General features: G+C 58.4%; 17 protein-coding genes. 5 read left to right on the forward strand and 12 right to left on the reverse strand.

Annotation, left to right across the window (positions count from 1 at the left end; genetic code table 11):
- Nucleotides 1-2 precede the first annotated feature (2 nt).
- From ACZ47E_RS07640 to rpsD, 4 genes are all read right to left on the reverse strand, one after another.
- Nucleotides 3-830, reverse strand: coding sequence for an inositol monophosphatase family protein (locus ACZ47E_RS07640; protein WP_278066840.1), 828 nt, complete (start codon nt 828-830; stop codon nt 3-5).
- Nucleotides 831-846: 16 nt separating this feature from the next.
- Complete coding sequence (ttcA, locus tag ACZ47E_RS07645; protein ID WP_464016834.1) at nt 847-1,773, reverse strand: tRNA 2-thiocytidine(32) synthetase TtcA; 927 nt, start codon at nt 1,771-1,773, stop codon at nt 847-849.
- A gap of 61 nt (nt 1,774-1,834) precedes the next feature.
- Nucleotides 1,835-2,764 carry a glutaminase gene (locus tag ACZ47E_RS07650; protein WP_004442464.1) on the reverse strand — a complete coding sequence of 310 codons (930 nt, stop codon included), beginning with the start codon at nt 2,762-2,764 and terminating at the stop codon, nt 1,835-1,837.
- Nucleotides 2,765-2,831: 67 nt separating this feature from the next.
- Nucleotides 2,832-3,449, reverse strand: a complete 618-nt coding sequence (gene rpsD, locus ACZ47E_RS07655) for a 30S ribosomal protein S4 (RefSeq protein WP_004442465.1) — start codon at nt 3,447-3,449, stop codon at nt 2,832-2,834.
- Nucleotides 3,450-3,900: 451 nt separating this feature from the next.
- Here rpsD and ACZ47E_RS07660 point away from each other — a divergent pair, with 451 nt between their 5' ends.
- From ACZ47E_RS07660 to ACZ47E_RS07670, 3 genes are all read left to right on the forward strand, one after another.
- Nucleotides 3,901-4,884: a TerC family protein gene (locus tag ACZ47E_RS07660; RefSeq protein WP_004442467.1), complete on the forward strand. Its 984-nt coding sequence runs from the start codon at nt 3,901-3,903 to the stop codon at nt 4,882-4,884.
- Nucleotides 4,885-5,071: 187 nt separating this feature from the next.
- On the forward strand, nt 5,072-5,281 hold the full coding sequence (locus tag ACZ47E_RS07665; protein WP_037092959.1) for a hypothetical protein: 210 nt from the start codon (nt 5,072-5,074) through the stop codon (nt 5,279-5,281).
- Nucleotides 5,282-5,385: 104 nt separating this feature from the next.
- The gene (locus ACZ47E_RS07670; RefSeq protein ID WP_278066841.1) at nt 5,386-5,907 is read left to right on the forward strand and encodes a hypothetical protein; all 522 of its coding nucleotides are present in this window, start codon (nt 5,386-5,388) and stop codon (nt 5,905-5,907) included.
- Here the strand turns inward: ACZ47E_RS07670 and ACZ47E_RS07675 are convergent, their stop codons facing one another.
- The 7 genes from ACZ47E_RS07675 to ACZ47E_RS07705 all read right to left on the reverse strand — a co-directional run bounded on the left by ACZ47E_RS07675 (nt 5,908) and on the right by ACZ47E_RS07705 (nt 12,383).
- Nucleotides 5,908-7,425 carry a helicase HerA domain-containing protein gene (locus ACZ47E_RS07675; RefSeq protein WP_022556494.1) on the reverse strand — a complete coding sequence of 506 codons (1,518 nt, stop codon included), beginning with the start codon at nt 7,423-7,425 and terminating at the stop codon, nt 5,908-5,910.
- Between the two features lie 127 nt (nt 7,426-7,552).
- Nucleotides 7,553-8,440 carry an EamA family transporter gene (locus ACZ47E_RS07680; RefSeq protein WP_107339294.1) on the reverse strand — a complete coding sequence of 296 codons (888 nt, stop codon included), beginning with the start codon at nt 8,438-8,440 and terminating at the stop codon, nt 7,553-7,555.
- A gap of 34 nt (nt 8,441-8,474) precedes the next feature.
- Nucleotides 8,475-9,113: a LysE family translocator gene (locus ACZ47E_RS07685; RefSeq protein ID WP_045533800.1), complete on the reverse strand. Its 639-nt coding sequence runs from the start codon at nt 9,111-9,113 to the stop codon at nt 8,475-8,477.
- A 190-nt stretch (nt 9,114-9,303) separates the two neighbouring features.
- Nucleotides 9,304-9,543, reverse strand: a complete 240-nt coding sequence (locus ACZ47E_RS07690; protein ID WP_006698773.1) for a hypothetical protein — start codon at nt 9,541-9,543, stop codon at nt 9,304-9,306.
- A gap of 388 nt (nt 9,544-9,931) precedes the next feature.
- Nucleotides 9,932-10,753 (reverse strand): glutamate racemase, encoded by an 822-nt coding sequence (gene murI, locus ACZ47E_RS07695; protein WP_004442486.1) that lies wholly within the window; start codon nt 10,751-10,753, stop codon nt 9,932-9,934.
- Complete coding sequence (locus ACZ47E_RS07700) at nt 10,737-11,570, reverse strand: RNA methyltransferase (RefSeq protein WP_278066842.1); 834 nt, start codon at nt 11,568-11,570, stop codon at nt 10,737-10,739. The genes murI and ACZ47E_RS07700 overlap by 17 nt, the downstream gene beginning before the upstream one ends.
- Before the next feature lie 282 nt (nt 11,571-11,852).
- Nucleotides 11,853-12,383, reverse strand: a complete 531-nt coding sequence (locus ACZ47E_RS07705; RefSeq protein WP_162749614.1) for a hypothetical protein — start codon at nt 12,381-12,383, stop codon at nt 11,853-11,855.
- 214 nt (nt 12,384-12,597) lie between these two features.
- Between ACZ47E_RS07705 and ACZ47E_RS07710 the strand changes: the two genes are divergently transcribed.
- Together ACZ47E_RS07710 and ACZ47E_RS07715 are read left to right on the forward strand one after the other, a co-directional pair.
- Nucleotides 12,598-13,812, forward strand: coding sequence for an NADP-dependent isocitrate dehydrogenase (locus tag ACZ47E_RS07710; RefSeq protein WP_035210117.1), 1,215 nt, complete (start codon nt 12,598-12,600; stop codon nt 13,810-13,812).
- 441 nt (nt 13,813-14,253) lie between these two features.
- Nucleotides 14,254-14,880, forward strand: a complete 627-nt coding sequence (locus tag ACZ47E_RS07715) for a glutathione S-transferase family protein (RefSeq protein ID WP_278066843.1) — start codon at nt 14,254-14,256, stop codon at nt 14,878-14,880.
- Nucleotides 14,881-15,085: 205 nt separating this feature from the next.
- Here ACZ47E_RS07715 and alaS read toward each other — a convergent pair whose 3' ends face one another.
- Nucleotides 15,086-17,749: an alanine--tRNA ligase gene (gene alaS / locus ACZ47E_RS07720; protein ID WP_278066844.1), complete on the reverse strand. Its 2,664-nt coding sequence runs from the start codon at nt 17,747-17,749 to the stop codon at nt 15,086-15,088.
- Nucleotides 17,750-17,751 lie beyond the last annotated feature (2 nt).

The raw sequence follows: 17,751 nt of genomic DNA on the forward strand, positions 1-17,751 counted from the left end.
TCTTATAAGGCGACGATTTCCCGCCGCAGCATCTTCCAGCTTTCCTTGTCGGGAGCAGAAAGTATGCCCCCGGTCGTCTGGCCGGGCCGATAGGGCGTGTTGTCGAAACGCGCCGTGTAGCCACCCGCTTCCTGATGGATGAGCACGCCTGCAAGGTGATCCCATGGCATCAGCTTTTCATGGCCGATGAAATGAAGATTGCCGGCGGAAGCGAGCCAATATTCATGTGCGGAGCAGTTAAGCGACAATGCCATCTTTATCTTCGCCATATTGGCGGCGATCACCGGCCGACGATCCGGATGGCTGTGGCCCCACGAAAAGAGGCCGACCATGTCGGACAGTGGCGCGGGATCGGCAACCTTCAGCTTTGCCTGCGATCCGTTCTTGCGGTGGAGATAGGCGCCCTCGCCTTTCAGACTAATGATGGTGTCTCCCATGACGGGATCGTGGATAAGTCCAGCCACGGTCTCACCCTTGACGGTGACCGCGAGCAGCGTACCGAAGGCGGGAAAGCCGGAAGCGTAATTGAAGGTGCCGTCGATGGGATCGATCACGAAGGCAAGCGGCGCGTCGGCAAGGGCGGGAATGACGGAATGATCCGCGTCATAGGCCTCTTCGCCAACAATATGCGCCTTTGGAAACCGCTCGAGCAGCGCTGCGGTTATCAGCTTTTCGGCCAGAACATCCGCCTCGGTGACGAGATCGACGGCGGATGTCTTTTCGGAGATGGCGCCAGCGCTCAGGTTCCTGAAGCGGGGCATGATCTCATCCGTACCGGCAGCGGCAACGGTGGCAACGAGGAAATCGATATCTTTATCGGAAAGGGTCATCGCGCGGGGCACTTCTTCATAAGAGAGGGTGGGCCTCCCTAGGCTCTTCAGATGACGCCCCCGTGACAGAAAGCGCCGAAAAATCAAAAAGTCTGGGGTCGAGGAGATGGGAAGGGTTCACATGCGCCAGCGCCCGCAGCATCACATCCTTCCGACCGGGCATACGCCGCTCGATATCCGCCAGCATTTCCTTCATGGCGTTGCGCTGAAGTCCGTCCTGCGAGCCGCAAAGGTCGCAGGGGATGATCGGAAACTCCATTGCGGCCGCAAATTTCGCCATGTCTTCTTCGGCGCAATAGGCAAGCGGGCGCATGACCATCAGGTCACCCTCGTCATTCAAAAGCTTTGCCGGCATGCCGGCCAGACGTCCGCCATGGAAGAAGTTCATGAAGAAGGTCTCGAGAATATCCTCACGGTGATGGCCGAGCAGCAGCGCGTCGCAGCCCTCCTCCCGCGCGATGCGGTAAAGATTGCCGCGCCTGAGCCGCGAACAGAGCGAACAGTAAGTGCCGCCGGCGGGCACCTTCTCCTTCACCACCGAATAGGTGTCGCGATATTCGATGCGATGGGCAACGCCGATCTTCGCCAGATACTCCGGTAAGACATGCTTGGGGAAATTAGGCTGGCCCTGATCCAGATTGCAGGCGATCAGTTCAACGGGCAGCAGGCCGCGCCATTTGAGATCAAGCAGCAGCGCGAGCAGCCCATAGCTGTCCTTGCCGCCGGAAAGGCCCACAAGCCAGCGCTTCTGGCCATTCAGCATGCCGAAATCTTCGAAGGCCTGGCGCACATTGCGCAACAGCCGTTTGCGCAGCTTGTTGAACGAGACCGAACGCGGCGCATGATCGAACAGAGGATGCGAGGTGCCAGCTTCTTCCGGCGATTCCTGATCTGCCCCGATCTTTTCCGCGATGTCATCGACCCTGGTGAGAATATTCATCATCCGCTCGCTCCGGCACGACTGCCGTTATCCATGCAGGCAATGCTCCCATCCGCCCGGAAGATCAAGCCCCGAATACCGACCAACCTGTTTTCGTCGCCAGCATTTCCAGCGCATGTGACCCGAGCGCCGAGTTGCCGACCTTGTTGAGGCCCGGCGACCAGACCGCGATCGATGCCTTGCCGGGTGCCACCGCCATGATGCCGCCGCCGACGCCGCTCTTGCCCGGCAGGCCGACATGATAGGCGAAATCGCCCGACCCGTCATAATGACCGCAGGTCAGCATCAGCGCATTGATGCGCCTTGCGCGGCGGTCCGACACGACGGTATGCCCCGTCAGCGGGTTGCGGCCGCGATTGGCCAGAAACAGGGCGGCGCGGGATAGCTGCGCGCAGGTCATGGAAAGCGCGCACTGATGGAAATAGACCCCGAGCGTATATTCCACGGGGTGATGCAGATTGCCGAAGGAGCGCATGAAATTGGCGAGCGCGAAATTACGGAAACCCGTCGCCTGCTCGGATTTCGCCACCGTATCGTCGATGCTGATCGTGTCATCATCAGCGAGATACCGCACGAACCGCAGGAGCTCGCCGATCGCCTCGCGCGGCTGATGGCCGGACAAAACGATATCGGTCACCACGATCGCCCCGGCATTCACGAAGGGGTTGCGGGGAATTCCGTGCTCGTGCTCCAGCTGGACTATGGAGTTGAAGGACGATCCCGACGGTTCGCGACCCACCCGGTTCCATACCGTCTCACCGGCCTTGCCGAGCGCCAGCGTCAGCATGAAGACCTTGGAAATGCTCTGGATCGAAAACGGCGTCAGCGCATTGCCAGCCGTATAAGTCGTTCCATCGACCGTGGTGATGGCGATGCCGAACTGATTGGGATCGACCTTGGCGAGTTCGGGAATGTAATCCGCAACCTTCCCCTCGCCCAGCCTCGGCAGCATGCTGTCATGGATGGAATCGACGATACCCTGAATGTCCTGCATGAAGCCTTCCCCAGCAAACAAAAAAGCCGCCCCGAAGGGCGGCTTCCTGAATACTGAAACGCGTCGATTAACGCGAGTAGAATTCGACGACCAGATGCGGTTCCATGACGACCGGGTAAGGAACGTCGGAGAGCGACGGAACGCGAGCGTAGGTCGCAACCATCTTGTTGTGGTCAACTTCGATGTAGTCAGGAACGTCGCGTTCAGCGAGCTGAACGGCTTCCAGAACGGTGACGAGCTGCTTGGACTTCTGGCGAACTTCGATAACGTCGCCCGGCTTGCAACGGTAAGAACCGATGTTGACGCGAACGCCGTTAACCGTGACGTGGCCATGGTTGATGAACTGGCGCGACGCGAAAACGGTCGGAACGAACTTGGCGCGGTAGACGATGGCGTCCAGACGCGACTCGAGCAGGCCGATCAGGTTTTCAGAGGTATCGCCCTTGCGACGGTTTGCTTCGTCGAAGGTAGCGCGGAACTGCTTTTCGCGCAGTTCGCCGTAGTAGCCCTTGAGCTTCTGCTTGGCGCGCAGCTGCGTGCCGAAGTCGCTCATCTTGCCCTTGCGGCGCTGGCCGTGCTGGCCCGGGCCATATTCGCGGCGGTTAACCGGGGACTTCGGACGGCCCCAGATGTTTTCGCCCATGCGGCGGTCGATTTTGTACTTAGCCGATTCGCGCTTGCTCATCGTATTTCCTTCTCAAAGGTTTATACCGGCTTGTTGCCAAACCGGGTTAAGGAAACACGCCCTCCTCTGAGGCCCGTTGCAGGGCCTCTGACAGGCTTCTCACATGCGAATGGAGAAACCACGGGACATGTCGGTGATATTGACCGCCGAACGTCAGTTCTTAAACTGCAGGGCAGTCAACAAAACACACCGGACATCACTGCCCGGCGTTGGGGCGGCTTCTACAGAGCTTTCACGGTTTTGTCAAACAAGGCCTTTCGCTTTTTTCTAAAGTCTGCCCTTGAAAAGCAAAAGTGCCCACCCATCTCTTCGTCGTGATCAGAACTCGGGCCCCTCTGGCGTGTTACCGGACAACACGTGATGTCGAGTTTGTTAAGGTTGGGGCCCACGTATATTCTTGACACGCGTTCCCCATCCGTAAAGCCAACCTCGTCCGGCTAAAGGTTGACTGATGGACTTTCTTCTATCGGATTTTCTCGGCACACCCACCTGGATGTGGGGTGTCTTTATTTCTCTTGTCCTTGGCCTGCTCGCGCTCGATCTCGGCGTACTTCATAAGAATTCCAAGGAAATCGGCGTTCGTGAAAGCCTGCTGATGTCAGGCTTCTATATTGCCATCGGCCTCGCCTTTGGTGGCTGGATTTGGTATCAGTCCGGCCAGCAGTCCGCCATGGAATATGTCACGGGCTTCGTGGTCGAAAAAAGCCTGGCGATGGACAATATCTTCATCATCGCCATGATCTTCTCCTATTTTGCCATTCCGCGCCAATACCAGCACCGCGTGCTGCTCTGGGGTATCCTCGGCGTTATCGTCCTGCGCGGCATCATGATTGCCGGCGGCGCGGCCATCGTCGAAAACTTCCACTGGGTGCTTTACCTCTTTGCGGCCTTCCTCGTCTTCACAGGCCTCAAGATGCTGTTTTCCTCCGACCATGACGAGAACGACATCGGCAACAACCGCATCCTGAAATTCCTGCGCAGTCACCTGCCAGTGACAAACAGGCTGCATGGCGAAAAGTTCTTCGTCAAGGAAACCGATGAGACAACCGGAAAACTGAAGACCTTCGTGACGCCGCTCTTCCTGGCGCTCATCATGGTCGAAATCGCCGACCTCATCTTTGCCGTCGATTCGATCCCGGCGATCTTCGCTATCACCACCGATCCGTTTATCGTCTATACCTCGAACATCTTCGCGATCCTCGGCCTGCGCGCCCTCTATTTTGCGCTTGCCGCCCTGATCCATCGCTTCGCCTACCTGAAATATGCATTGGCTGCGGTTCTGGTCTTCGTCGGTTCCAAGATTTTCGTGGCCGACATGCTCGGCATCGCCAAGATTCCGCCGGCCGTTTCGCTGGGTGTCACCGTCGCCATTCTCGTCACCGGCGTCGTCGGTTCGCTGATCGCGACACGCAAGGAAGCGAAAGCCATCGAGTAATTACACGCGCGAAGGAGGCAGAAAAGCTGCCTCCTTCGTAACATTTTAAGAACTGGCCGGTTTGGTTACTTTATCGAGATGAAATATTACCGCGACGCTCACGTATTTTTTTGCAATTCTTAGAAGAAACGCGATAAAATCTCTCGAAGCATTTTAAATAGCCTATATTGTTTGGAAAGAGGATAAGATGGAAAAGGATGTAGCAAAATCAATAATAGAATTGTCTATATCTATTGACACGATTCTGGGGCAAATGTTCGAATGCATAGAAAAAATATCCGACGAAAAAATTAAATTCGCACTCTATAAATCAGCAAATGATTTAATGGGATATATTGCTAGAGACATTATATTCCCCCTGATTGAAATACATCCTGAATTGAATCCAGAATCGTAGATTTAGTGATATTTATTCGGGGAATTAATCGACGATTACTCGATTTACTAAGACATATTAGGCCGACATAGACGTCTTTATTTCGAAATTTATAAGTGCAACATATGAGATTTGAATCGATCGACCAGGCAATTTCTGAGCAGAAGCTTTGGCGAGCGAAGGAAATACTTCAAGGAAGGCTCAGCCATCCCGAAGTCGATCTGGCGCTCTTTCATAAATATGGCGAAGTGCTGCTTGAGATGAACGATCTCATCGAAGCGGGGCGTATGTTGTTCTGCTCGGGCGCAAGGGACGAGCGCTTCCGGGAAGCGATCGATATCTTCCTCTCAAGAAATGACAGGCGCGAACCGCAACGCTTTCTGGCGCGGTTGCCCTCTTCCATGAGACGGCAACGGCATCTTGCGGAATTTGTCGCTTCGCCGGAATTCGAACGCAGCGGATGGACTGCGGCGCAACTCTCCCACATCGTTCCAATACAAACTGATGTCGACGCTCGTCCCTGTCAACGGCCGCATCGCATGACCTCGATACTGGCGATCGTCTCTTTGGTTTGCCTCCTGGCCCTCAGCCTTGTGGGTCTCTACACGACAATCGGCTCCGCAGTGCGGCTTTTTGCAGATTGGTGATTACTCCGCCGCCAGCCTTGCATCATCCTCAGCCGCATCCGCATCGCCGGGCGCGGTTTTTGCGTCGAGATCGGGAAATGCCACGATACGCTTGCCGGAGAAATCGGCATGCACCACCACAAGCTCCTTCTCCTCGAAATAACTAAGGAGACGCCGTGCGCGGCGGGCGGAATGGGTGCCGTAGGCGCGGGCAATTCGGGCATCGGACGGGCAAGGTTCCTCGCCGAGCGCTGCCTTGACGAGCAGCAGAAAAACGCCCTGCAGGTCATCGGAAACCGACATCGACAATTCCAGCGCCTTCTCCCAGCCTTCGCTTGCCGCCATTGCCGCATCAACGCCTGAACGAGCAATCGCCACCTGCCGGCGGAATTCAGCCAGCGTCATCGGCGTGCCGGGAATGCGGCGCATGCGGGCGCGCACCAGGAAATCCTGATAAAGCACGGCATCGGTACGATAGGCGGATTGAGGGTCATCGAGAATTTCGACGAGAACCGCTGAAATCTTTTCCTCGCGCTCCTCGGGCGTTATTTCCGGCTGGCCCGCACGAGGCGACTGCTCCGGTGCTGGGCCGACGGCCGCGGGAGTAGACCGGGACAATTCAGCCAGAATATCCGTTGTTGGACGCGGAGCCGGCGGTGTGCGACGAACTGCGGGACGCGTGAATTCTTCCGGGTCCGGCGTAAAGATCAGGTCTTCGACGTCCTGCGGCGCATCCGGCAGCGGCATCAGCTTCGGTGAAGAAGAGCGCGCCGAGGTTTCCACCGCCCCGATGACGATTGGCAGCGGACGGCGCGAAAGCGCCGGGCCGAGCGCCACGAAATTACCGCGCTGGAGATCGCGGAACATTTCCGCCTGCCGCCGGTCCATGCCGAGCAGATCGGCAGCGCGCGCCATATCGATATCGAGGAAGGTACGGCCCATCAGGAAGTTAGAGGCTTCCGCGGCCACGTTCTTGGCAAGCTTGGCCAGTCGCTGCGTGGCGATGACGCCGGCAAGACCACGCTTACGGCCACGGCACATCAGATTGGTCATCGCGCCAAGCGAAGCCTTGCGTGCATCTTCCGTGACTTCACCGGCAACCGACGGCGCAAACATCTGCGCTTCATCCACCACCACAAGCACCGGATACCAGAATTCGCGATCGGCATCGAACAGGCCGTTGAGGAAAGCAGCGGCCGCCCGCATCTGCTGTTCGATATCGAGACCTTCCAGCGTCAGCACGCAGGAAACACGATGCTGGCGAATGCGGTTGGCGATGCCCGCGAGCTCGGCTTCCGTGCGCTCGCCATCCACGACCACATGGCCGAATTTATCGGACAGCGTAACAAAATCACCCTCGGGATCGATGATGACCTGCTGCACCCATGGCGCCGATTGCTCGAGCAGCCGGCGCAGCAGATGCGACTTGCCGGAACCGGAATTGCCCTGCACCAGCAAACGCGTCGCAAGCAATTCTTCAATATCGAGCTTGGCCTGCTGCCCGCCCGATAGAGTTCCCATGTCGATGCCGACCTGCAATGTTCCGTTCCTCGTACTGCCTCAGATCCGGCCGATTCCCCTCGCGGCGGCCGAACATGCTCTTTACCAAAAAATCGTCGATTGCGTCTCGCCTATGCCGGTAATGCACAGGCATTTGCGTTCCGGCCTAAGCAGGACGGCGCCAGGCGCGGGCAAAGGCAATACGCCGCCCGAAGACATTGAGCGCCAGGCCGAGAATCACGAGCGCTGCGCCGGCCACTTCGAAGACTGTGATATGTTCCGCAAAAGCCAGATAGGCGCTGATGAAGCCAACGACGGGCACCAGTAGAGAAAACGGCGCCACCGTTCCAGCCGGATACCGCAGAAGCAGATAACTCCAGATACCAGCGCCGACAATTGTCGCACCATAGGCCATATAGATCACCACGAACGCCATGGTCGGCGTCGCATGGACCACCCCATCGACTATCGCCCGAGGACCCTCCACCACGAGCGAAAGCAGGATCAACGGTAGAACAGGCACAAGGCTCGTCCAGGCAACGAAGGAGACCGCATTGACCTGGCCGATGCGGCGATTGACGATGTTACCGCAGGCCCATGCAATGGCGGAACCGACGCCCATCAGAAGCGGCACCAGCGCCGCCGCCGTCATGCGCTCGACGCCGATGACCGCAAGCCCGCCAAAAGCGATGATTGCACCGAGGATTTGCGACGGCAACGGCCGTTCCCCGAGGAACACCACGGCAAGCGCCAGCGTGAAAAAGGCCTGCGACTGCATGACGAGCGAAGCAAGCCCCGCTGGCAGCCCAAGCTTGATGGCCGGATAAAGCAGGCCGAACTGCACAAAACCCATGGCCATGCCGTAAACGATCATATGCCGCCAGGGCACATTGGGCCTGGGCAGGAAAAACACCAATGGCACTGCCGCAAAGAGATAACGAACCCCCGTCAAAAACAGCGGCGGCATATCGTTGACGCCGATCTTGATGACAACGAAGTTGAAGCCCCACAAAAACACGGTAACCAGGGCCAGAAGTATATGCGGCAATGCCATTTTATTATGTCCGAATGTCAGTCGATGGAGGGCGTCATACGCTGGCCGCCCTCTTCCAGCCAAAGGCAACGAGACCAGCGCCGATCAGGAGGCCACCGCCCGTGCGGTTGACAATCCGCTGAACCTTCGGCTTGCGGATCGTATTACGGGCGGCACTTGCCAGAAGTCCATAAAGCGCCGCGTTGACAGTAGCAAGCACAAGGAACGTCGCCTCGAAAATCAGCACCTGCGGCCAGAACGGCAATGTCGGCACCAGAAACTGCGGCAAAAAGGCCACGAAGAACACGATGCTCTTCGGGTTAAGCGCGGTAACGATATAGGCATGCAGGAAGATTTTGAGCGGTCTTTCCCGACCAGTCACGCCGGTTCCATCAGTACCATCGCCACCAACCGGCGAACGCCACAGCTTGATGCCGAGATAGATGAGGTAAGCCGCACCGATCCATTTCAGCCCGGTAAAAAGCGCTGCGGATGTGGCGAGCAACGCACCAAGCCCCAACATCGAGGCCGTCATGGCGGTGAAATCGCCGAGCGCCACGCCTGTCACCGTTGCGGTGCTCGCCTTGCGGCCATGGCCCAGCGCATAAGAAATGACCAGCAGGATCGTCGGTCCTGGAATGGCAAGCATGATGGCGGACGCGGCCACGAAGGCCAGCCAGTTTTCCAATGGCATGATGAATCTCCTCTATCCCGAGTCTTGAGCAAGCCACGGAAAATGTTTTGCTTCAAGCCGGATTGTACGAGCTGTGCAGCTCTCTCCTAATGCCCCCGGAAAACATCCCGGTACGAGTTTCTCCGTAATCCGCGGTCAAACCGGGACCGGCCCCCGCTCCCGCATGTGCGTGCGGAAGCGGCCATCATTGTCAAAACCGCGGCGCCCAGTAGGGCGTTTCCCAGTCTCGCCGCCGCTTCACGCGCGAAGGGTCGAGGCCGATATCGACCAGAAGGCGCTCTGGCAGATCGGCAGGGTCAGTTGGTGGCGCGCGGGGCACGACAGCGGCAATGAGAACCGCTTTGAGAGTTTTCCAGACGCCGAATGTGACGAACAGACGGTCCACCGCATCCGGCAGCGCATATGCTACCAGTGGTTGATTTTTTTGCATGGGAAATCCATCCCGGCGCCGCAAAGCGGCCAGGTCCTTTATCGGTGAAAAACGACAGGACGAAACGACGGGCACAGCAATGATGCCGCACAAACGCGCAGGTCACATGTCGAACGAAATGAAAACGCCAAACGGCAGGGAAATCAGGCCTAAGCCTTATCGGAGGGAGATGCCTCGCATCCCATAACCGCCGATATTCATGCCGGAAAGGCCAGACATGCCGTTAAGGCGCATATTCATGTCATTGGTCATTCCACGCCTCCATTTATAGCGGTTACAGACGAGAGACACCTTACACAGGAAATCCGGCGCGACAAGAGGTCGCAATCTCGAATTGTAAAGAGTCGCAAAAAAGATGCAAAAATGCAACAGACTCATGGAAGGGAAATCAGGACACGGAGACGCTGAGGCCAAAACCCTGCATCAGCCGCCGCGTGGCAAAGTCCGGCTTGCCAGATGTGAAGACGGCGAAGTCGAATCCATCGGGGTGTTCGGCATCCTGGGGCATCGGCACCAGATGACGGGCACGTCTTGCAATTGCCTCGGCGGGATCGAGCCAGTCTACCGGCCAGGGCGCCAGACGGCGAAACACGTTGGCCATGAAAGGATAGTGGGTGCAGGCGAGAACGACGATATCGGTGCGTTTTCCATCGCTTTCGATAAAACAGGGTTCGATTTCGGCAAGCACCGCCTCTTCCGACACCGGCTCCCCCCTGATCCAGCTTTCGGCCATGCGCGCAAGGTTTTCCGAGCCGACAAGGCGGACATGGCATTGCGTCGCGAAGGACTGGATGAGATCGCGCGTATAGGCACGCTTGACGGTGCCGGGCGTCGCCAGAACGGAGACGAGGCCGGAACGGGTGCGCTCCGCCGCCGGTTTGATGGCGGGTACTGTTCCGACAAAGGTCATCTGCGGAAACCGGGCACGCAGATCGGCACCGGCAAGCGTGAAGGCGGTATTGCAGGCGATGACGCAGACTTCCGGGCTGAAATCCTGCAGCAGTTTTTCAAAAAGCGAGAGAATGCGCGCCCTGAGCGCCTCCTCTTCCCAGCCGCCATAGGGAAAACCGGCGTCGTCGGCCACATAGATGAAACCGCGCTCGGGCATCAGCACGCGCGCTTCGCGCAGCACAGTCAGCCCGCCAATGCCGGAATCGAACACCAGCACCGGCTTCAGCACGTCGGTGGCCGCCTCACTCGTCTTCAGCATTCTCCCCTGCTCCCTCGGCCGATGGCCCCGTTGCCCGACCGGCCTGCTTCGGCCACTGCCGGGGAAAACCGTCGAGCGAATTGATCACGCCGCGGAAAACACTGATTTCCTGCTCGGAAAAACCGCGTCTCGACAGCACGGCACGCAGATTGTCGACCATTTTCGGCTTTTTTTCAGCGGGATGGAAATAACCGCGCGCATCCAGCGCTTCCTCGAGATGTTCGAACAGGCCAAAAACCTGCTCCTTGGTCGAAGGCCGCTGCTCGACGGACTGGAAAAGCGTCTCGCCCAGATCGTCCATGCCTGACTTCATCCACTCATAGGACATCAGGAGCACGGCCTGCGCAATATTGAGCGATGCAAAGGCGGGGTTGACCGGAAATGTCACGATCTCATCGGCCAACGCCACTTCCTCATTGGTGAGGCCCCAGCGTTCACGACCAAACAGGATGCCTGTCTTTTCGCCCGCCTTGAATTTTGCCCTGAGCGTATCGGCCGCAGTGACTGGCGATCGTACCGGCTTGAACCCATAACGCTCGCGCGCGGTCGTGGCATAAACGAAATTGAGATCCTTGATCGCCTCTTCCAGCGTATCGAACACCGTCGTCGCGTCGATGACGTGATCGGCCTTGGAAGCGGCGGAGCGCGCCTTTTCGCTTGGCCAGCCATCACGCGGGTTGACGAGGCGCAGCTCGGCAAGCCCGAAATTGGCCATCGCCCGCGCCACCATGCCGATATTTTCGCCAAGCTGCGGTTCGACCAGAATGATCGCCGGGCCTTCCGCCAGAAGTTCAAGCTCGCTGTTTGTGCCTGCCATCGTTGTTTGTCCGTTATTTTTAAAAGCGCGGCATAGACTTTGACGCCGATACCGTAAAGCGCGCTTCACTGGCACAGATTGCCGTTAAAATCAAAGTCGGAGAGAGCGCACACCCGCTCGGCTTTGCTGGAGATGAGAGCAACACCGCTCCCCCGTCATCCTCGGGCTTGAACCGAGGATCCACAACCCGTTGAAATCAATGGATCCTCTGGCCAAGCTCGAGGATGACGGGGAGTGTGACGAAAACCTCGCATCACTCTCCACCGGCTCAAACGGGACCCATTACTCCCCCTTGATGATGTTCGCCATCTCCTCACGCAGCGAGTCCCGGCCTTCGTCGCCAACCCGGTGAATGTCGCTGATGACAGGCCGCCCCTCCTCCTCGATCACATCGAAATGCACCTCGTCCACGGTCGCCTTCATCTCCGCCTCATCCATGCAGGCCCAGAGCTTGAATTTGGCCGTCACGTCAGTCACGCCATCCTTCACCGCGCCCGCCATCACGGACACATCCTGCAGCGGGCAGCCATCCTGCGAGTTGGTCACAACGTCATAACCGAATGGATCGCCCTTCTCGCCGCTTTCGGCCTCGTAAGCCGGCTTCTTGGAGGCTTCACGGTATTGCGCGACGAACTCCTTGCTGAAGAGGCTCGTCAGCATGTCCTCGTCGAATATGTATTTCCAGTTTTCCGCATCGCCGGACCAGTTCTTGACGGTGATGTCCATCACCTTCTGGACGGGATCGGTGGGACCGGCGGCGAGGGCGGCGTGGGAAAAGAGGGCGGCGGCAGACAGAAGCAGAATTTTCCGCATGATATGATCCCGGTAGAGGCCCAGAGACGGGCGAAGCGATTCGCCTGACTGTATTCCGGCATTATGGTTTGGCAATGCGCAAAGCGTTATTGCGCTGCGCCAAAAAAGCGCCCCCCATGGCTTTGCCTCAGGCGCGTGCGATGCTATAGCCCCACCGGATATTTTTCCGACTATGGGCGTCAACAGGCGCCACAGCTTCGAAGGTGAGGAATTCATGGCAAAGATCAAGGTAGCCAATCCAGTCGTCGATCTCGACGGCGACGAAATGACCCGTATCATCTGGCAGCTCATCAAGGACAAGCTGATCCTGCCATACCTCGATCTCGACATCGAATATTACGACCTCTCGGTTGAAAACCGCGACGCCACCAACGACCAGGTCACGGTTGACGCGGCCCACGCCATCAAGAAGCACGGCGTCGGCATCAAGTGCGCCACCATCACCCCGGATGAGCAGCGCGTCGAGGAATTCGGCCTGAAGCAGATGTGGAAGAGCCCGAACGGCACCATCCGCAACATTCTGGGCGGCGTCATCTTCCGCGAGCCGATCATCTGCAAGAACGTTCCGCGCCTCGTTCCGGGCTGGACGAAGCCGATCGTTGTCGGCCGCCACGCTTTCGGTGACCAGTACAAGGCAACCGATTTCAAATTCCCCGGCAAGGGCAAGCTGACGATCAAGTTCGTCGGTGAAGACGGCCAGGTTATCGAAAAGGACGTTTTCGACGCTCCGAGCGCCGGCGTGGCTCTTGCCATGTACAACCTTGACGAATCCATCCGCGAATTCGCCCGCGCCTCGATGAACTATGGCCTGATGCGCAAGTGGCCGGTTTACCTCTCCACGAAGAACACCATCCTCAAGGCCTATGACGGCCGCTTCAAGGATATCTTCGAAGAAGTCTACCAGACCGAATTCAAGAAGCAGTTCGACGAAATCGGCATCACCTATGAGCACCGCCTCATCGACGACATGGTCGCTTCCGCGCTGAAGTGGTCTGGCGGCTACATCTGGGCCTGCAAGAACTATGACGGCGACGTTCAGTCGGACACGGTTGCTCAGGGCTTCGGCTCGCTCGGCCTGATGACCTCGGTTCTTCTGTCCCCCGATGGCCGCACGGTCGAAGCGGAAGCGGCGCACGGCACGGTCACGCGCCACTACCGCCAGCATCAGAAGGGTCAGGAAACCTCGACCAACTCGATCGCCTCGATCTTCGCCTGGACCCGTGGCCTCGCCCACCGCGCCAAGCTGGACGACAATGCGGAACTGGCTAAGTTCGCGGCAACGCTCGAGACCGTCTGCGTCGACACCGTCGAAAGCGGCTACATGACCAAGGACCTGGCGCTCCTCATCGGACCGGATCAGCCCTGGCTCTCCACCACCGCCTTCCTCGATAAGATCGACGAAAACCTCAAGAAAGCGATGGCTGCCTAAGCCTGCTTTACCAAGACGTCAAAACCCGGCCTCAGTGCCGGGTTTTTTTATTTGCACGGTATAGACGAGGCATTCGTTCAATAGAACCGAAATGGACAACCAGATAGCGAACAAATATCGTTACGTGCCGGCTGGTTGAGCCAAGAGAAAAAACTCTGACACAACGCAGATTTCTTTTTGTTCACGGCATCTTGATTAGCGGTTGCACTAGGCGCAGAATTTGATTCTGCGTGTCCAGGGCCAGCAGGACAATAAGACTAAGATTAAACAGCATCTACTTGCACACAACTTGCCCGACACAGTCAAACGTTCATCGTAGCATCCACGCGATCTTGGAAAGACGCTAGGGATGTTGCGGACTTAAAAAATATGAAACGCAGGCCGAAAGCCCTTTGGGTTCGCCTGATGTTTCGACGATTTTGCTTGGGGAGGCAAAAGAGCATGAGTGAACTGATCTTTTACACCAACCCCATGTCGCGCGGGCGTATCGCGCGGTGGATGCTCGAGGAAGTGGGCGTTCCCTATCGAACCGAGATACTTCGTTTCGAAACCTCGATGAAATCGCCCGCCTATCGGCTGATCAATCCGATGGCCAAGGTGCCCGCCATCAAACATGGCGATACTATCGTCACCGAGGCCGCCGCGATCTGCGCCTATCTGGCTGACGCCTTTCCCGGTGCGAACCTAGCGCCCACACCCAAGTCACGCGGGCTCTATTACCGCTGGATGTTCTTTGCCGCAGGCCCGCTGGAAATGGCGGCGAGCATGAAGGCAATGGGTTTCGAAGTACCGAAGGAAAAACTGCGCATGGCCGGCTGCGGCAGCTATGCGGATGTGATGAATACGCTTGAACGGGCCGTCAGCGAAAACCGCTTCATCGCCGGCGATCTCTTTACCGCCGCCGATGTCTATGTCGGCGCCCATGTTGGCTGGGGCCTGCAATTCGGCACGATTGAAAAACGCCCGGCCTTCATCGACTACTTGGCGCATCTGACCGAGCGCCCGACCTTCAAGCGAGCCGCGCAGCTCGATGAGGAAGCGGCGAAGGATATGAAAGCGACGGACTAGAGCATTTCCGGTGATCACGGGATCACCGGAAATGCTCTAGTGTTTGTTTTTACCGCATTGTCCGACGCCGAAGCGAACACGCTTCGGCTGGAAATGCTTCAGCAGGCTTGGCGCTGCCGAGCGCACAATAGTCCCTGAACGATCCACAAACGGAAATTCACAAGAAAAAGGCGGGCCAAAATCCCGCCTTCTCATTTTCTGTCGATCAGGCCGCCAGAGCCGCTGCCACCGCTTCGATGGCCTCCTGCGCCTTGGCGCCATCAGGACCACCCGCCTGCGCCATGTCCGGTCGGCCGCCGCCGCCCTTGCCGCCAAGTGCGGCGGAAGCAGTGCGGACGATATCGACGGCGCTGAAACGGGACGTCAGATCTTCCGTCACGGCGGCGACAGCGCTTGCCTTGCCATCCTCGGAAACGGCGATCAGCAGCACGACGCCAGAGCCAAGGTTGGCCTTGGCCTCGTCGGCGAGCCCCTTCAGATCCTTGGCATCGATACCAGCAAGGGATTTTGCAAGGAAGTTGACGCCCGCGACCTGCTTGACGTCGCTTGCCCCGGCATCCGTCGAACCGCCGCCCATGGCGAGCTTCCGGCGGGCATCGGCGAGCTCACGCTCCAGCTTCTTGCGCTCGTCCAGCAGGCCTTCAACGCGCGACAGAACATCGCCCGGCTGAACCTTCAGCGACGAGGCGAGCGCCTTCACCCGCTCGTCCTGTTCGGCGAGATAGGCAAGCGCGCCCTGGCCGGTTACGGCCTCGAGGCGTCGCACGCCCGCACCCACGGCGCTTTCACCGAGAATGCGGATGAGACCGATCTGGCCGGTGGCGTCCACATGCGTGCCGCCGCAAAGCTCGACGGAATAAGGGCGGTTGGCTTTCGAGCCATGTAAGCCGGTGCCCATGGAGACGACACGAACCTCGTCACCGTATTTTTCGCCGAACAGCGCCATCGCGCCCTCGGCAATGGCGTCATCGACGCTCATCAGGCGGGTGACGACCGGCGAGTTCTGCAACACGATTTCGTTGGCCATCTCTTCGACGACCTTCAGCTCCTCGGCCGACATCGGCTTCGGATGTGAAACGTCAAAGCGCAGGCGCTCGGGCGCGACCAGCGAACCCTTCTGCGCGACGTGGGTGCCCAGCACTTCGCGCAAGGCCTCATGCAGCAGGTGGGTGGCGGAGTGATTGGCGCGAAGGCGCGAGCGGCGGTCATGATCGACCGTCAACTGAACGGCATCGCCCACTTTGAGACCGCCCTTGGAGACGGTGCCCATATGAACGAAGAGGCCTTCGCCGCGCTTCTGGGTGTCGGAAACGGCAAAAGCGCCATTATCGCCGGAGATGACGCCGGTATCGCCCATCTGGCCGCCGGACTCGCCATAAAACGGCGTCTGGTTGACGACGACCTGCACGGTCTCACCATCCACAGCGCTTTCGACGGCCTTACCATCCTTGACGATGGCCTGCACGACGCCCTCGGCGGTTTCCGTGTCATAACCGAGGAACTCGGTGGCGCCGAGTTTTTCCTTGAGTTCGAACCAGATCGTTTCGGTGGCCTTGTCGCCGGAACCGGCCCAATGCGAGCGGGCTTCCGCCTTCTGGCGCTCCATGGCATCCGTGAAGCCGGAAATATCGACGCCGATTTCGCGGGCGCGCAGTGCGTCCTGCGTCAGGTCAAGCGGGAAACCATAGGTGTCGTAAAGCTTGAAAGCGGTCTCGCCATCCAGCATGTCGCCCTTGTGCAGGGTCGAGGTGGCATCCGACAGCAGCGACAGGCCGCGTTCCAGCGTCTTGCGGAAACGGGTTTCCTCAAGCTTCAGGGTTTCGGAGATCAGCGCTTCGGCGCGGACCAGTTCCGGATAGGCGCGACCCATCTGCTGCACCAGCGACGGCAGCAGCTTGTAGATCAGCGGCTCGCGCGCGCCGAGCAGTTCGGCATGGCGCATGGCGCGACGCATGATGCGGCGCAGAACATAACCGCGGCCTTCATTGGACGGCAGCACGCCATCGGCGATCAGGAACGCAGACGACCGCAGGTGGTCGGCGATAACGCGGTGGCTGGCGCGCTTTTCGCCTTCAGCCGGAACACCCGTCGCTTCGACGGAAGCGGCGATCAGTGCGCGGAACAGGTCCGTATCGTAATTGTCATGCTTGCCCTGCAGCAATGCGGAGATACGCTCCAGACCCATGCCGGTGTCGATCGACGGGCGCGGCAGGTCGATGCGCTCTTCCTTCGTCACCTGCTCATATTGCATGAAGACGAGGTTCCAGATTTCGATGAAGCGATCGCCATCCTCTTCCGGCGAGCCGGGCGGGCCGCCCCAGATATGATCGCCATGGTCGTAGAAGATTTCGGAACAGGGGCCGCAGGGTCCGGTATCGCCCATCGCCCAGAAATTGTCGCTGGTCGGGATGCGGATGATGCGGTCGTCGGAGAAACCGGCGATCTTCTTCCAGAGGTTAAAGGCCTCGTCGTCGGTGTGATAAACCGTGACCAGCAGGCGATTGCGGTCGATGCCGAATTCCCTGGTGATCAGGTTCCAGGCGTGGGTGATCGCCTCTTCCTTGAAATAATCGCCAAAGGAGAAGTTGCCGAGCATTTCGAAGAAGGTGTGGTGACGGGCGGTGTAACCGACATTGTCGAGGTCATTATGCTTGCCACCAGCGCGCACGCATTTCTGCGCGGATGCCGCAGTAGAATAAGGACGGGTTTCCAGACCGGTGAAGACGTTCTTGAACTGCACCATGCCGGCATTGGTGAACATCAGTGTCGGATCGTTGCGCGGCACCAGCGGGCTGGAGGGCACAATCTCGTGTCCGTTCTTCTTGAAGTAGTCGAGGAAGGTCGACCGAATTTCATTTACACCGCTCATGC

This window comes from Agrobacterium sp. 5Ca39 (assembly GCF_055382365.1).

Bases quoted from the DNA above. Each gene is read 5' to 3' on its own strand.
- ACZ47E_RS07690 (WP_006698773.1), bottom strand. From the start codon at position 9,543: ATGCAAAAAAATCAACCACTGGTAGCATATGCGCTGCCGGATGCGGTG.
- ACZ47E_RS07685 (WP_045533800.1), bottom strand. From the start codon at position 9,113: ATGCCATTGGAAAACTGGCTGGCCTTCGTGGCCGCGTCCGCCATCATG.
- ACZ47E_RS07665 (WP_037092959.1), top strand. From the start codon at position 5,072: ATGGAAAAGGATGTAGCAAAATCAATAATAGAATTGTCTATATCTATT.
- ACZ47E_RS07715 (WP_278066843.1), top strand. From the start codon at position 14,254: ATGAGTGAACTGATCTTTTACACCAACCCCATGTCGCGCGGGCGTATC.
- murI (WP_004442486.1), bottom strand. From the start codon at position 10,753: ATGCTGAAGACGAGTGAGGCGGCCACCGACGTGCTGAAGCCGGTGCTG.
- alaS (WP_278066844.1), bottom strand. From the start codon at position 17,749: ATGAGCGGTGTAAATGAAATTCGGTCGACCTTCCTCGACTACTTCAAG.
- ACZ47E_RS07670 (WP_278066841.1), top strand. From the start codon at position 5,386: ATGAGATTTGAATCGATCGACCAGGCAATTTCTGAGCAGAAGCTTTGG.
- ttcA (WP_464016834.1), bottom strand. From the start codon at position 1,773: ATGATGAATATTCTCACCAGGGTCGATGACATCGCGGAAAAGATCGGG.
- ACZ47E_RS07650 (WP_004442464.1), bottom strand. From the start codon at position 2,764: ATGCAGGACATTCAGGGTATCGTCGATTCCATCCATGACAGCATGCTG.
- rpsD (WP_004442465.1), bottom strand. From the start codon at position 3,449: ATGAGCAAGCGCGAATCGGCTAAGTACAAAATCGACCGCCGCATGGGC.
- ACZ47E_RS07710 (WP_035210117.1), top strand. From the start codon at position 12,598: ATGGCAAAGATCAAGGTAGCCAATCCAGTCGTCGATCTCGACGGCGAC.
- ACZ47E_RS07640 (WP_278066840.1), bottom strand. From the start codon at position 830: ATGACCCTTTCCGATAAAGATATCGATTTCCTCGTTGCCACCGTTGCC.
- ACZ47E_RS07660 (WP_004442467.1), top strand. From the start codon at position 3,901: ATGGACTTTCTTCTATCGGATTTTCTCGGCACACCCACCTGGATGTGG.
- ACZ47E_RS07705 (WP_162749614.1), bottom strand. From the start codon at position 12,383: ATGCGGAAAATTCTGCTTCTGTCTGCCGCCGCCCTCTTTTCCCACGCC.
- ACZ47E_RS07700 (WP_278066842.1), bottom strand. From the start codon at position 11,570: ATGGCAGGCACAAACAGCGAGCTTGAACTTCTGGCGGAAGGCCCGGCG.
- ACZ47E_RS07680 (WP_107339294.1), bottom strand. From the start codon at position 8,440: ATGGCATTGCCGCATATACTTCTGGCCCTGGTTACCGTGTTTTTGTGG.